Source organism: Burkholderia sp. BC1, assembly GCF_052683555.1.
In genome coordinates this window covers 17691-32133 of record NZ_JBQYLP010000064.1, presented here as the reverse complement: position 1 = coordinate 32133, position 14443 = coordinate 17691, and the positions used below count along the sequence as shown (strand labels likewise).

Genomic DNA, 14443 nt, shown 5'->3' with positions numbered 1-14443 from the left:
GCTTCGATGGATGAGGATTATGGCTTTAAAAATACTATCTGAACAGTATTGCGCTTAGCGCGGCACAATGGCCGTGCCGGCCGACGCAATACCGGATTCGTGTCGTCTTGCTCATGCAATTGTGATTTTTAATTTCTTACGGAATTTTATGCCGACTCTTTCAATGCAAATGCGTCACTTTTTCTGATGCGTGCGCATCCAACTGAATTGCCACGGCAACACATCGATGATTACAGACAGAAATTCGAATGAAAGAAAAAATATCGTCCGGCACGCCGGCAGCGACACGACAATGCCGGCAACGGGGAGCGTTGCGTGCCGCGCACGCGCGGCCGCACGATGTCCGCCGCGGACGCGGCGGAGCGGGGAATGAACCGGCGCGGCGCGGCTCGTGTCGACGAGCGGCGCGCGGCGCCGGTGATCGGCAGGGTTGGACGCTACGCGCCGCGTCAGAACCGCTGACGCAAGCCGAGGCTGACGATCGCCTGCGACTGCGTATCGGACGAATGGCCGTTCGCCTTGTCCGACACCGACGCGGTCGCGGCCACCGGCCGGCCGAGCGCGTCGAGCGTCATCCCCGACGCATGCTGGTACGCGCCGAGCAGATACACGCTGGTGCGCTTCGACAGGTCGTAGACGGCACCCAGCGTCACGTTGTGGTACTGCGCGCGATCGTCGATGCCGTCGACGTCGCTGCCGCGCGTGTAGCTGTAGCCCGCGAACAGCTGCGTCTGCGGGCGCACGTTCCAGCGCGCGAACACGCCGGCCACGTTGAACGTCGCATGGCCGCTGAACAGCGAGCGGTCGCCGCTGCGGTACTGCACGTTGCTGTAGTTCACGCCGACCACCGCCGGCCCGAAGTCGTACGTCGCACCCGTCGCGATGATCTGCTGCGATTGCGCACTCGCATAGCCTTCGTTGATCGACGAGTTGAACAGGCCGTCGTCGGTGCTCTGCCACTTGCCGAGCGTCGTGTCGGTCGCGCCCGTCTTGCTGTTGTCCGAGCGCTCGTAGCCGACGCCGACGCGCAGCGGGCCCGCCGCATAGGCCGCGCCGACGCTCCACGTATTGCGCTGCTTCATGCTGCCCGGCTGGCCGCCGAAGCCGTACAGCGCGCCGAACGTGAAGCCCGCATAGTTCGCGCTCGTGTACTTGATCGAGCTGTCGACGCGCGCGGTCTGGTCGAGATCGTCGATGTCGCCCGGATGCGCGCCGAAGCCGCCGATGAACGACGACGGGCCGACCGGGCTCACGAAGTCGTCGAGCGACGTGTACTGGCGGCCGAGCGTGATCGAGCCGTAACGGTCGCTCCCCACGCCGACGAACGCCTGCCGGCCGAACTGGCGTCCGCCCTGGCCGGACGTGCCGTTCGTGATGTCGAAACCGTTCTCGAGCACGAACAGCGCGCGCAGGCCGCCGCCGAGATCCTCGCTGCCCTTGATGCCCCAGCGGCTGCCGGACAGGTTGCCGGTCGTCAAGCCGACGTTCGAATGCCCGGTGTACGCGCCCGCCGTGCCGACGCGTTCGTTGCTGCGATAGGTCACGCCCGCATCGACGATCCCGTACAGCGTGACGGAGCTTTGCGCGGATGCGAGGCCCGCGAGCGAGAGGAGCAGCGGCGCTGCGATCAGTTGCTTGTTCATGATTGTGATGTCTCCGGGCTCGGGCCCGTTGTTGTAGCTGTGTTCGGCCGCCCGGGGGCGGACGGCCGGCGAGTAGTCGCGCGGCGCTGCGAGTCGCCGGCGTGCCGCACGCATCGACGCGCGCAGGCGCGCACGATGGCGCATCGGGCATGCCCGGTGCGGCCGCCATCGTAGTTGGAACCGGTTTCCGTCGAAAGGGCAATAATGAAAAAAGTTTATTTCGAAAATAGAGATAGTCGACGGCGCGGCAGAAATGCCCCGGGCCAATGGAGGATCGATAATCGTCCCATGCCAGCGACTGGAGCGCCCTTCATGCAAGCAACGACTCCGCCGGCCGTTGCCGGACGTTCAGCCTCCGCGGTGCCGAGCCGGGCCGCAGGCGCGCGTATGGCGTCGCTCGAACGGGGCGCGATGAAATGAAGATCGACACGCCGCCCGCTTCCGGCTTTCCGGGCCTGTCCGTCAGGCAGCTCGACCGCGCGGACCTCGACGCATGGTTCGCCTATCTGTCGATGCCGGACGTCGTCCGCCACACGAGCTGGAATTTGCGTTCGCGCGACGATCTGCTGCCCTTGTTCGACGGGCTCGAGTCGTCCGATCCCGATTCGATCCGCCGGCTCGCGATCGTCGACGACGCTTCGGGCGCCCTCGTCGGAACGATCGGGCTGCATACGGTCTCCACGGCCAACCGTTGCGCCGAAATCGCGTACGACCTCGCGCCCACGCATTGGGGCCGCGGCATCGCGCGTGCAGTGTGTGCGAGCGTCACGGCGTGGGCATTTGCCGAAGGCGGCTTCATGCGCATGCAGGGCGTCGTGCTGACCGACAACATACGCTCTGCGCACGTGCTGGAAAAATGCGGCTACCGCTACGAAGGGCTGCTGCGCGCGTACAGGATGGTGCGAGGCGTGCCGGGCGATTTCGCGATGTACGCACGCCTCGCAACCGACACCACCTGACCACAGCGCAGTCGCTGCACGGCGTCACCCGCATCGCCGATTGGACGGCACACGCCGAATTCGCGACAATCGTCGCGCCCCCCCCTTTCCGACGCCTGCCATGAAAATCGCCGCGCTCTCCGACATCCACGGCAACCTCGCCGCGCTCGACGCGGTGCTCGCGGACATCCGCCGCCGCGGCGCCGACGTGATCGTCAATCTCGGCGACATCGTGTCGGGCGCGCTGCATCCGGCCGAAACGGCCGACCGGCTGATCGCGCTCGACCTGCCGACGATCAAGGGCAATCACGAGCGGCAGCTGCTGAGCGGCGATCGCGAATCGCTGCGGCTGTCCGATCGCTGGGCACGCGATACGCTGCGCGATGCGCATCTCGCGTGGATCGCCGCGTTGCCGCCGCGGCTGATGCTCGACGACGACGTGCTGATGGTGCACGGCACGCCGGCCAGCGACCTCGTCTATTTCCTCGAAACGGTGACGCCCGACGGCTGCCGCGCGGCGACGCCGGATGAGATCGCGCAACGCGCCGGCGACGAAACGGCGTCGCTGATCCTGTGCGGCCACACGCACGTGCCGCGCGCCGCGGCACTCGAAGACGGCCGGCTGATCGTGAATCCCGGCAGCGTCGGATTGCAGGCGTACGCGGACGATCACCCGCATCCACACCGGATCGAAAACGGCACGCCGCATGCGCGCTACGCGATGGTGTCGCGCACGGCGGCCGGCTGGCACGCCGAATTCCATGCGGTCGACTACGACTGGGACGCCGCCGCCGCGACGGCAGCGGCGCGCGGGCGCGACGACTGGACCGTCGCGCTGCGCACCGGCCGCTGCTGATACGCGCAAGCGCCATCCGAAGGCCTGTCGCGCATCTGTTCCCACACGCGACGCGGCCCTGCCGCGCCCGAACGCCAAAGCGCCCGGCCACACGCCGTGCCTTCGCTACGCCGCCGCATTCACGAGCGTCAGACGCGCATCGAGCCCGCCGCCGCCATCCTGCCGATTGCTCAGCGTCAACGTGCCGCCCATCGCGAGCGCGAGCTGGCGCGCGATCGCAAGGCCGAGGCCCGTGCCGCCCGTCTCGCGATTGCGCGACGTCTCCACGCGGCGGAACGGTTCGAACACCGCGTCGAGCTGATCGTCCGGAATGCCGGGCCCGCGGTCGCGCACGACGATCACCGCGCCGCCGTCCGGCGCCGGCTGCACGTCGATCTCCGCCGCGCCCGCGAACTTCAGCGCGTTGTCGACGAGATTGCCGACGATCCGGCGCAGCGCCTTCGGCCGCGTGACGAGCGCGAGCGGCGCGCGGCTGTGCAGCGCGACGTCCTGCCCCGCATCGACGTAATCGCAGACGATGCTGTCGAGCAGCGCATCGAGATCGATGCGGCGCGCCGCCTCGTCGGAGCCGTGCAGCGTACGCGCATACGCGACGCCCTCCTTCACCAGATGCTCCATCTCGAGCAGATCCTGCCGCAGCTTCGCGCCTTGCGCATCGTCGTCCATCACGTCGACGCGCAGCCGCATCCGCGTGATCGGCGTCTGCAGATCGTGCGAGATCGATGCGAGGATCTGCATCCGTTCGGTCATGTACTGCGCGATGCGATCCTGCATCGCGTTGAATGCGCGCGCCGCGCGTGCGACTTCGGACGGCCCGTCCTCGCTGAGCCGCTCGCCCTTCAGGTCGGGGCCGAGCGCGTCGGCCGCGAGTGCGAGCTGCTTCAGCGGCCGCGTCGCGAGCCGTACCGCGAGCCAGCAGCACGCGGCCAGCACCGCGAGCTGCAGCGCGAGTACGACCGGCAGCCAGTCGGACAGCGGCACCGTCGACATTGGATGAATGTCGATCGTGAGCGGCGAGCCGTCGGTCAGCCGCAGATGCACTTGCAAATGTTCGCGATCGCCCGGAATCGCGTTCGCGGTCAGCGGATACCGGCCGCCGATGCCGTCCGAGATCGACCGCTCGACGCGCGCCGACAGCCGCGCCTCCGGCGGCGTGCCGGTCTCGCCGGGCCCGAGGATGAACGCATAGCTGCGTCGCGCGAGACGCGGCAGCCACGCGGCACGCTCGTCGGGCGGAAGATGATCGAGCAGCGCGACCGAGCTCGCGACTTCACGCTCGATGTAACCCATCATCAGGTTGGTCGTCGCCTGATCGCGCTCGGTGACGGTGAGCCAGAACGACAGCGTCTGCGCAAGCGCGAGCCCCACGCAGAGAATCAGCGCGAGCCGCGCGAACAGCGAGCGCGGCCAGTGCCACGCGATGCGCGCGTTCACGATGTGCCTTCGATCGCGGTGACGGCCGACGAGAACACGTAGCCTTCGTTGCGCAGCGTCTTGATGTAGCGCGGTTCGCGCGCGCCGTCGCGCAGCCGCTGGCGCAGCCGGCTCACGAGCAGGTCGATCGAGCGGTCGAACGGATCCGACTGGCGGCCCTGCGTCAGATTCAGCAATTGATCGCGCGTCAGCACGCGCTGCGGATGATCGAGAAACACGCGCAACAGCCGGTATTCGGCGCCGCTCAGCGCGACGAGCGTGCCTTCCGCATCGAGCAGATGGCGCCCCGTCGTGTCGAGCCGCCATTCGCCGAACGCGAGCATGCCGGCCGTCTCCGTCACCTGCATGCCGGGCGGCAGCATCCGCGCGCGGCGCAGCACCGAACGGATCCGTGCGAGCAGTTCGCGCACCGCGAACGGCTTCGCGAGGTAGTCGTCCGCACCCATTTCGAGGCCGACGATCCGGTCGGTTTCCTCGCTGCGCGCAGTCAGCATCAGCACCGGCACCGTACGGAACTTGCCGGCGCGCAGATCGCGGCACAGCGTCAGGCCGTCCTCGCCCGGCAGCATCAGGTCGAGCACGATCAGGTCGGGCGCGCCGTCGTCGAGCACGCTGCGCATCTCGCGCCCGTTCGCGGCCAGCGACACGCGCATGCCGTTCTTCTCGAGATAGTCCGCGATCAGTTCGCGAATGGCGCGATCGTCGTCGACGATCAGCACGTGGTCGGGCTTGTCCATGGATCGGTGTCGTACTCGTGAAGGGCGGGCGGGGCGATGTCCGCCTTTATACCGCGGCGAACCGGCGCGTTTGTATCGCACTGTATCGCGCCGCCGTCGCGACACACAACATTGCACACGCGCGGCTCGCCGGACACATCGCAGATACTTCGCGGCGGCCCAATGACGGCTATCGCAACCCGACCGGCCGGCGCCCGTGCGCAGCGGCCGGCCGCACCGGAGAAACGCCATGCTGCCCCGATTCAGGACCGCCGCCTTCGTGTTCGCGCTCGCCGCCACGGCCGGCCTCGCCGCGTTTGCCGGCACACGCGACGAGGCGGGCACGATGGCCTCGCTCGCCAGCTCGCGCGCGCCCGAGTTCGCCGGCATCGAGCGCTGGCACAACAGCGCGCCGCTCACGCTCGACCGGTTGCGCGGCAAGGTCGTGCTCGTCGACTTCTGGACGTACTCGTGCATCAACTGCATTCATACGATTCCGTACGTCAACGACTGCTACCGGAAATACCGCGATCAAGGGCTCGTCGTCATCGGCGTGCATACGCCCGAGTATCCGTTCGAACGCGACGCGAAAAACGTCGCCGACGCGATCGCGCGCTTCGGCATCCGCTATCCGGTCGCGCAGGACAACCGTTACGACACGTGGCGCGCGTACGGCAACCAGTACTGGCCCGCGCTGTATCTGATCGATGCGAACGGCAAGATCGTCTATACGCGGTACGGCGAAGGCGCGTACGACAAGACGGAGGCCGCGATTCGCGCCGCGCTGGCGCAAGCCGGCGAACCTGCGAAGGACGCGACGCGCACGCCGTAGCGCCGCCCGGCGCACGTGTGCACGAGCACGTGCACGAGCGCTTGCGGCCGATGCCCGTACGTGATTGGCGAACGCGTCATTCGCGTTTCGCGTCGGCTGCCGCGAGCATCGCGCCGCCGATCGCGACGTTCCCGCTCGCGACCAGCGCTTCGCCCGCGCCGCGAATATCGGCGGCCGCCTTGTTCTGCCCGAGCTTGCGCTTGCCGACGAGCCGCGTGATCTCGATCTGCAGGCCGACGATCGATTGCAGCATCGCCTCGAGATAGTCGGGCGGCGCATCGCCCATCTTCCACGGCACCGGCTGCGATGCCTCGTGCGTGTGCGTGAGCCGCGCGACGACACCGCGCACGAACTTCTCGTCGTCGCGCACCGTGATGCGGCCGTGCGCATGCACGACCACGTAGTTCCACGTCGGCACCTGACGGTGCGTCGCATGCTTGCTCGGATACCAGTTCGGCGAGATGTATGCGTCGCCCGCGTGGAAGATCACGAGCACGTCGTCGCCGTTCGCGACCGCCTGCCACACCGGATTCGCGCGCGCGACATGCGCGTGCAGCTCGCCGAGCCCGCCATCGCCGGGCAGCCATTCGAACGGGAGGTGGTTCGCGTCGAGCCCGTCTTTTCCGTGCGTGATCAGGCTGCCGAACGGATGGCGCACGATCAGCTCGCGCAGCACGTCGGGGCGGGATTCGGCGAAATCGGCAGGGACATACATGGGGCGGCTCCACGATCGGACAGGATTCGGACGGCGCATAGGCCGGCGTGTGCGGCCAACGGCACGCCGTCGCACGGCTTCGCGATGCGCCGATTGTGACTGCAAACTGGTTTATGCTGTAGAGCCGGTTTCCAATAATTTCGGTAGACCAGAATCATGGCAAGAACGGCCCGGATCGTCGACATCCCGTCGCTCGGCGCGCTCGATCGCGCAGCCGGCGACCTGAGCCGCCAGCTCGCGCAGGCGCTGCGCGAAGCCGTGCGTCGCGGCGATGTCCGGCCCGGCGACACGCTGCCGTCCACGCGTCTGCTCGCGGCATCGCTGCAGGTTGCGCGCGGCACCGTCGTCGACGCGTATGCGCAGCTTGTCGCCGAAGGCTTTCTCGAGTCGCGCGCCGGCGCCGGCACGCGCGTCGCGCATGCGCTGGCCGCGCCGCCGCCCGCGCGTTCGGCCGTGCGCCGGCCGCGCACTCGCGCGGGGTTGCCTGAGCCGGCCGCGACGTTCGCGCGCATCGCGCAGGAGTTCCGGCCGTTGCCGCCCGCGCCGTTCGCGATCTCGGTGCCGGCCGGCCTCACCGCGCCCGACGACGTATGGCGCCGCCTCGGCAACCGGCTGCGCGCACGCGGTGCGGGCGCGCCGTCCGGCTACGCCGATCCGCAAGGCGCGCTGCCGCTGCGCGAAGCGATCGCCGATTACGTGCGCCGCTCGCGCTCGGTGCGCTGCGAAGCCGATCAGGTCGTGATCACGAGCGGCACGCAGCAGGGGCTTCATCTGGCGACGCAGGTGCTGCTCGGCGCACACGATCGCGCGTGGGTCGAGAATCCCGCTTACCGCGGCATCACGGCGCTGCTCGACAGCACGGGCCGCCGCGATGCGATGGTGCGCGTGCCCGTCGATGCGGACGGTATCGACGTCGACGCCGGCATGCGCGCGGCAGCCGATGCGCGCGTCGCGTTCGTGACGCCGTCGCATCAGTATCCGCTCGGGATGCCGATGAGCATGGCGCGGCGCAATGCGTTGCTCGCGTGGGCGCGAACGCATCGCGCGTGGATCGTCGAAGACGACTACGACAGCGAGCTGCGCTACGAAGGCCATCCGTTTCCGTCGTTGCAGGGGCTGGACCCCGAGCACGTCGTCTATCTCGGCACGTTCAGCAAGGTGCTGTTTCCATCGCTGCGGCTCGGCTACGTGATCGCGCCCGACGATCTGGTGCCCGCGTTCTGCGGCGCGCGCGTGCTGATGGATCGTCATGCGCCGACCGCCGATCAGTACGTGCTCGCTGCGTTCATCGCCGAAGGCCATCTCGACCGGCACATCCGTCGCGTGCGCGGCGTCTATGCGGAACAGCGCACGCTGCTGATCGACACGCTCGGCGCACGGCTGCCGCGCGCGCTCGCCTGGGTGCAGCCCGGCGATCAGGGCATGCATGTCGTACTGTGGCTCGCCGACGGCATCGACGATCTCGACGTCGTCGCGCGCGCCGCCGACGCAGGCATCGCGGTGCGCGCGGTGTCGCCGATGTTCGCACCGGGCACCGCGCGGCCCGGCCTCGTGCTCGGGTTCGGCGGATTCGGCCGCGCCCGGATGGAAGCCGCCGCGCAGCGGCTCGCCGAGGTGATCGTCGAAGCCGCCGGCACGGCGCGCCGCCGACGCACGCGGTGAATCGCGCGCCGCGCCGCGTACTGGCGCGTGCATGGCGCGGCGTAATGGTTGTCGGCGCGCAACAAACGTAATCGTCTGTAAATCCTGCAAGCGAAACGCCGTTTGCGCCGCATTCGCCGCGCGCGCGTTTGCTAGCATCGCGGCTTTTTCCGCCCTTCGCGCCGTGAATCGCTTCGTGTCGTTCCTTCGCCTCGCACTGGCGCGCTGCCGCGCGCGCGTCGCGCCGTTCGCCGCCGGCTGCGCGGCACGCCTGCGCGCTGCGCTGCGCGGCGCCGCACACGCGCTTCGCCATCCGACGCGCCGCGGCATCGCGCTGACGCTCGCCGCGATACCGACGCTCGCGGTGCTGGTGCTGCTCGCGTTCGTGCCGTTCACGCCGAGCATCGGCGACATCCGCAAGGCACGCATTGAGCGGCCCGCGCGCGTGCTGTCGGCCGACGGCAAGCTGATCGCCGAGTTCCGGCCGGTCAATCGCGAATGGGTGCCGTTGAAGCTGATTTCGCCGCACACCGTCGACGCATTGATCGCGACCGAGGATCGCCGCTTCTACGCGCACCACGGCATCGACTGGCGCCGCACGCTCGCGGCCGCATTGCATACGTTCGGCGGCGAGCGGCAGGGCGGCTCGACGATCACGCAGCAGCTCGCGCGCAATCTCTATCCGGACGAAGTCGGCCGCGCGCCGACGCTCACGCGCAAGCTGAAGGAGCTCGTCACCGCGTTCAAGATCGAGATGGTGTACAGCAAGGCCGAGATCCTCGAGACGTATCTGAACACGGTGCCGTTCCTCTACAACGCGTACGGCGTCGAGATGGCCGCGCGGACCTACTTCGGCAAATCGGCGGACCAGCTCGACGTCGTCGAAAGCGCGACGCTCGTCGGGATGCTGAAGGGCAACAGCTACTACAACCCGGTGCTGAATCCCGAGCGCGCATTGCAGCGTCGCAACGTCGTGCTCGAGCAGATGGCGAAGGCCGGCATGCTGTCGGCAAGCGAACTCGCGCGGCTGCAGCGCCGGCCGCTGCGCGTCGACTTCGAGCGGCAGACCGCCGACCCGGGCCTCGCGCCGCATTTCGCGGTGCAGGTCCGCAAATGGCTGATCGCGTGGGCCGACAGCCACGACTACGATCTGTACTCGGACGGCCTCGTGATCCGCACGACGCTCGATGCGCGATTGCAGCAGATGGCCACGCGCGCGCTCGTCCAGCAGACCGACCGCTTGCAGGCTGTCGCCGACGCCGCCTGGCGCGGCCCGTCCGGATGCGGGCTGCGCAACGCGCTGTTCCGCGGCTTCATCCGGCAGACGCCCGATTACCGCGACGCGCGCGACGCGGGGCTCACCGATGCGGCGGCACTGACGCAGCTCGGCGCGAACCGCGCGTTCGTGCGCGCGCTGTGCGAGCGCAAGACACAGGTGCAGGCCGGCTTCGTCGCGATCGATCCGCGCAACGGCGCGATCCGCGCGTGGGTCGGCAGCCCCGATTTCGGCGACGAGCCGTTCGACCACGTCGAGCAGGCGCGGCGCCAGCCGGGCTCGACGTTCAAGCCGTTCGTCTACGGCGCCGCGTTCGCGGACGGCGCGCGGCCGAGCAACACGTTCGTCGATCGCGACGTCGCGATTCCGCTCGGCGATCGCAGCGTGTGGCGCCCCACCGACGCGGAGCCGCCGACCGGCGCGCCGATGACGCTGCGCGATGCGCTCGCGCTGTCGCGCAACCGGATCACCGCCCAGCTGATGCAGCGCGAAGGTGCGGCGAAGGTCGTGCGGCTCGCGCGCGCGATGGGGGTGCGCGACAGCCCGCTCGAGGCGGTGCCGTCGCTCGCGCTCGGCACGAGCCCCGTCACGCTGAAGGAGATGGTGTCCGCGTACGCGACGATCGCGAACCGCGGCGTCTATGTCGCGCCGCAGGCGATCACGCAGATCGAGGATCGCAACGGCAAGGTGCTCGCGCGCTTCGCCGACGCGCCGCCGCAACGCGCGCTGCCGGCCAATGCGGCGCTCACGCTCGTCGACGTGATGCGCGACGTCGTCGACCGCGGCACGGGTGCCGACATCCGCACGCGCTACGGGATTCGCGGCGACGTGGCCGGCAAGACCGGCACGACGCAGGACAACGCGGACGGCTGGTTCATCCTGATGCATCCGCAACTCGTCGCCGGTGCGTGGGTCGGCTTCGACGACGGCAGCGTGACGCTGCGCAGCGACCACTGGGGTGCGGGCGCGCACAGCGCACTGCCGATCGTCGGCGCATTCTATGTCGACGCGCTGCGTGCACGCGCGATCGATCCGCACGCGCAGCTCTCGCCCGATTTCCGCCCGCGCGCCGCGCCGGCACCCGCGCCGAAGCGGCGCGCGCATCCGGGCCTGTTCGACTGGCTGCGACTGTTCCGCTAGCGCGTCAGTCCGCCGTATCGCCGCCCTTCGGCAGCTTCGACCACGCGCCGCGGCCCGGCAGCGGCGACCATGCGGGGCGCGTCTTGCGCGCGCTGTCGATCACGACCAGATAGCGGCCGGCGATCGGCGAGATCTCGCGGTCGCCGCGCAGCACCCACAGCGATTTGCCGGCCTCGACGCGCGCCTGATAGTCGTCGTCGAGAATCCCGTGTCGGTCGAGGAACGTGTTGAGCGACGCGGGAATCCGCACGCAGCCCTTCGAGTGGCGGATGCCGAGCAGCGGCTCGAGCCGATCGGGATCGGTCGCATGCATCTGAAAGCGCATCGCCGACTTGCCGCCCTTGCCCCAGCCGCGCTCGCCGTCGACCCAGCCGAAGTCGAAGATGCGCATGTCGCGGTGGCCGTAGCCGCGAATGCCGTTCTCGTTCGTCGTGCCTTCCGCGCGGAAGTCCATGTGGTCCGGCGAATGATGGAACACGCCGAGCGGCGTCAGGAAGTGATCGTACTGGCCCGGCAGCCCCGTCGCGACGGGGGCGGCGCCGATCAGCAGCCACGCGTTCGCGGGCGTCGCGCGGAAGTAGATGAACAGCGCCTGCACGTTCGGCGCGCGGTCGACCATCACGACGTATTCGCCGGCGAGATCCCCGAGATCGGCGGCGGCGAGTGCGCGCTGAAGCCGTTCGCCGTACGCGCGCTGTTCGTTCGCGGGCACGTTCAGGCGACGCGTGACTTCCTGCGCGAAGCGCTTGCGCATGTCGAGCGCGCGGGCCGTCGCGCTTTCGGCTTCGTGTGCGGACAGCGGCGGATGCCGGCGCGGCGGCGTCGGCGCCGCCTCGCTGGCCGGCGTTTCGGATGCGGCCGATGCGGGTGTCGCGGCGGATGCGGCGGATGCGGAGGACGCGGCGGACACGGAGGATGCACCGGACGCAGTCGACGCAGAGGACGCCGGCGTGGCCGCCGACGCGGCCGACGCACCGGACGCTCCGCTTGCCGCATGCGGACGCGAAGCCGCGGGTGCGGACGACGCACCGGACGCACCGGTTTCGGCATGCGGACGCGAAGCCGCGGGCGCCGCCGAAGCGGCCGGCGACGATCCCGCCGTCGCGGACGACGGCGTATCGGACGCAGCCCACGCGGCAGACGGCGCGACGACGGACAGGGACGGGACGGCAGCGAGCCACATGCAGGCGGCCGCTGCGACGGTACGGCGACGCGGTCGAGCGATTCGCCGCGTCAGGTCGGAAAGCATCATGCGGTCGTTGACCATCGGCCGGGCCGGCGCTCGCGCAGGGCGAGCGGCACGCATTGCGCGAAAAGCCATCGAGACGGTCGGCGCAACGCCATGCGCGCGATGTCGACGCCTCTTCGCGGCGGAAGCCGTGCACCGATGCCGCGCGCCCGGTCCGATGGTGAGCTAATGAGTCGTCAGGGCTACGATTCTACGCGTGCATGGCGAAATCGGCAGCGACGCGGCGCCCGTTTCGCCGCGAATTTGCGTTTCGTTACCGTTGTTTCAACGCGTGACCGTGCCGCGCGCACCGTCTCATCGCGAGATCGCTTCGAGCGCGATGCCCTTCGTGCGCGGCCCCATGATGCCGATCGCCGCCATCACGATCGCCATCGCGCCCGCAATGAACGCGAACACGCCGACCGTGCCGAAGCCCTTGAGCACCGCGGCAATCACGAACGACGAGAAAATCGCCGAGAAGCGGCTCCACGAGTAGACGAAGCCGACCGCGCGCGCACGGATCGACGTCGGGAACAGCTCGGCCTGATACGCATGGAAGCTGTACGACATGATGTTGCTCGCGAGCGTCAGGCCGATGCCGAGCACGATCAGCAGCGCGCCGATCGTCGTCTGGCTGAACAGCAGCCCGCAGACGAGCACCGTCGCCGCCATCGCGACGATCACCGACTTGCGCTCGAAGCGGTCCGCGATCACGAGCCCGATCAGCGGGCCGACCGGTGCGGCGAGCGCGATCACGCTTGAATACATCAGGCTCGACGTGATCGTGATCCCCTGCTTGATCAGCAGCGTCGGCACCCAGTTCGCGAACCCGTAGAAGCCGACCGTCTGGAACACGTTGAAGATCGTCATCATGATCGTGCGGCTGCGATACGGCGGCACCCACATGTCGCGGAAGCTGCCGCGTTCGGCAACCGGCTCCGCCGGGGCGGGCGCCGGCAGCGGCCGTCCGTATTCGGCCTCGACCTTCGCTTCGAGCGCACGCATCACGCGATCGGCTTCGTCGAGCCGGCCCTGCTGCGCGAGCCAGCGCGGGCTTTCCGGCAGTTCGCGGCGAATCCACCAGACGAAGATCGCGCCGTGCGCGCCGATCAGCACGACCCAGCGCCAGCCGTCGAGGCCGAACGGCGCACGCGGCACGAGCAGATACGCGAGAAACGCGACCACCGGCACCGCGACGAAGCCGACCGCCTGCTCGCACGCGAACGCGCGGCCGCGAATCTGCTTCGGTACGAGCTCGGAGATGTACGTGCCGATCGTCACCATCTCGACGCCGAGGCCCAGGCCGACGACGAAGCGCCAGAAATTCAGGCCCGTCGCGGTGTCCTGGAACGCCATCACGACGTTCGCGGCCGTGTACCACAGCAGCGACCACGTGAAGATCGCGCGGCGGCCGAAGCGGTCGGCGAGAAAGCCGCAGGCGATCGTGCCGACGAACAGCCCCGAAAACAGCGCGGCGATGAAGCTCGCGACGCCCGTCGTGCCGAACAGCCCGTGCGTCGTCGCGCTGAGGATCCCGCTTTTCACGAGACCGGGCGCGACGCAGCCGCTGTACAGCAGATCGTAGAGTTCGAAGAAGAAGCCGAGGCTCAGCAGCACGACCAGCTTCCACACGCTGCGCGTCGGCGGCAGCCGGTCGAGGCGGGCCGAAATCGTGCCGGCGTCGATCAGCGGGGATCGGGCCGGCGCCTGCGGGATGCTGTCCGTTGAAGCCATCGTGATGCGTCTCCTGTCGTGTCGTCTGTTGTTGTCGCGGCCGTCCGGCGTCGCGCGAATCGCTGCATTGTACCGGCACGTGCCGCGCTTACGTGCCGCGCGCGACGGCATGCGCCGGCGCGCGGCGGCGTCGCGGATGCGCTGGCGCGGCCGGAAAGATGTAAATTTCGTAACCGTCTGTCGGCCGCCGGCGCACGGCAAAGGCCGCCGCATCGGCCGCCGCGCACCGACGCCGCCGTGCGCGCAGCCCCCGCCGTACGGGGCGCACGCGGCGATCGCGGCCCCGCACG

Annotated in this window: 10 protein-coding genes and 1 pseudogene; 5 read left to right on the top strand and 6 right to left on the bottom strand. The window is 69.2% G+C overall.

The window, feature by feature from the left end; translation table 11 throughout:
* Positions 1-449: 449 nt before the first annotated feature.
* Entirely contained in the window at positions 450-1643 is a 1194-nt protein-coding gene (locus tag ACSHSS_RS24180) for a porin (RefSeq protein WP_035956159.1), read from the bottom strand.
* A gap of 416 nt (positions 1644-2059) precedes the next feature.
* Between ACSHSS_RS24180 and ACSHSS_RS24175 the strand changes: the two genes are divergently transcribed.
* Positions 2060-2602, top strand: a complete 543-nt coding sequence (locus tag ACSHSS_RS24175) for a GNAT family N-acetyltransferase (RefSeq protein WP_445545646.1) — start codon at positions 2060-2062, stop codon at positions 2600-2602.
* A 100-nt stretch (positions 2603-2702) separates the two neighbouring features.
* The gene (locus ACSHSS_RS24170) at positions 2703-3437 is read left to right on the top strand and encodes a metallophosphoesterase family protein (protein ID WP_445545645.1); all 735 of its coding nucleotides are present in this window, start codon (positions 2703-2705) and stop codon (positions 3435-3437) included.
* 105 nt (positions 3438-3542) lie between these two features.
* On the opposite strand, the gene ACSHSS_RS24165 is transcribed toward ACSHSS_RS24170, so the two are convergent.
* Together ACSHSS_RS24165 and ACSHSS_RS24160 are read right to left on the bottom strand one after the other, a co-directional pair.
* Positions 3543-4871 (bottom strand): ATP-binding protein, encoded by a 1329-nt coding sequence (locus tag ACSHSS_RS24165; RefSeq protein WP_012216407.1) that lies wholly within the window; start codon positions 4869-4871, stop codon positions 3543-3545.
* On the bottom strand, positions 4868-5608 hold the full coding sequence (locus ACSHSS_RS24160) for a response regulator (RefSeq protein WP_012216406.1): 741 nt from the start codon (positions 5606-5608) through the stop codon (positions 4868-4870). The genes ACSHSS_RS24165 and ACSHSS_RS24160 overlap by 4 nt, the downstream gene beginning before the upstream one ends.
* 229 nt (positions 5609-5837) lie before the next feature.
* Here ACSHSS_RS24160 and ACSHSS_RS24155 point away from each other — a divergent pair, with 229 nt between their 5' ends.
* Complete coding sequence (locus ACSHSS_RS24155; protein ID WP_445545644.1) at positions 5838-6419, top strand: thioredoxin family protein; 582 nt, start codon at positions 5838-5840, stop codon at positions 6417-6419.
* 76 nt (positions 6420-6495) lie between these two features.
* Here ACSHSS_RS24155 and ACSHSS_RS24150 read toward each other — a convergent pair whose 3' ends face one another.
* Positions 6496-7134, bottom strand: a complete 639-nt coding sequence (locus ACSHSS_RS24150; protein ID WP_445545643.1) for an FMN-binding negative transcriptional regulator — start codon at positions 7132-7134, stop codon at positions 6496-6498.
* 156 nt (positions 7135-7290) lie between these two features.
* Here ACSHSS_RS24150 and pdxR point away from each other — a divergent pair, with 156 nt between their 5' ends.
* Together pdxR and ACSHSS_RS24140 are read left to right on the top strand one after the other, a co-directional pair.
* Positions 7291-8796: a MocR-like pyridoxine biosynthesis transcription factor PdxR gene (gene pdxR / locus ACSHSS_RS24145; RefSeq protein WP_445545642.1), complete on the top strand. Its 1506-nt coding sequence runs from the start codon at positions 7291-7293 to the stop codon at positions 8794-8796.
* A 163-nt stretch (positions 8797-8959) separates the two neighbouring features.
* On the top strand, positions 8960-11191 hold the full coding sequence (locus ACSHSS_RS24140; RefSeq protein WP_445545641.1) for a penicillin-binding protein 1A: 2232 nt from the start codon (positions 8960-8962) through the stop codon (positions 11189-11191).
* 4 nt (positions 11192-11195) lie between these two features.
* On the opposite strand, the pseudogene ACSHSS_RS24135 reads toward ACSHSS_RS24140, so the two are convergent.
* Both ACSHSS_RS24135 and ACSHSS_RS24130 read right to left on the bottom strand, forming a co-directional pair.
* Positions 11196-12535 (bottom strand): annotated as a pseudogene (locus ACSHSS_RS24135) (hypothetical protein).
* Between the two features lie 199 nt (positions 12536-12734).
* Positions 12735-14153, bottom strand: coding sequence for an MFS transporter (locus tag ACSHSS_RS24130; RefSeq protein ID WP_445545640.1), 1419 nt, complete (start codon positions 14151-14153; stop codon positions 12735-12737).
* Positions 14154-14443: the final 290 nt, after the last annotated feature.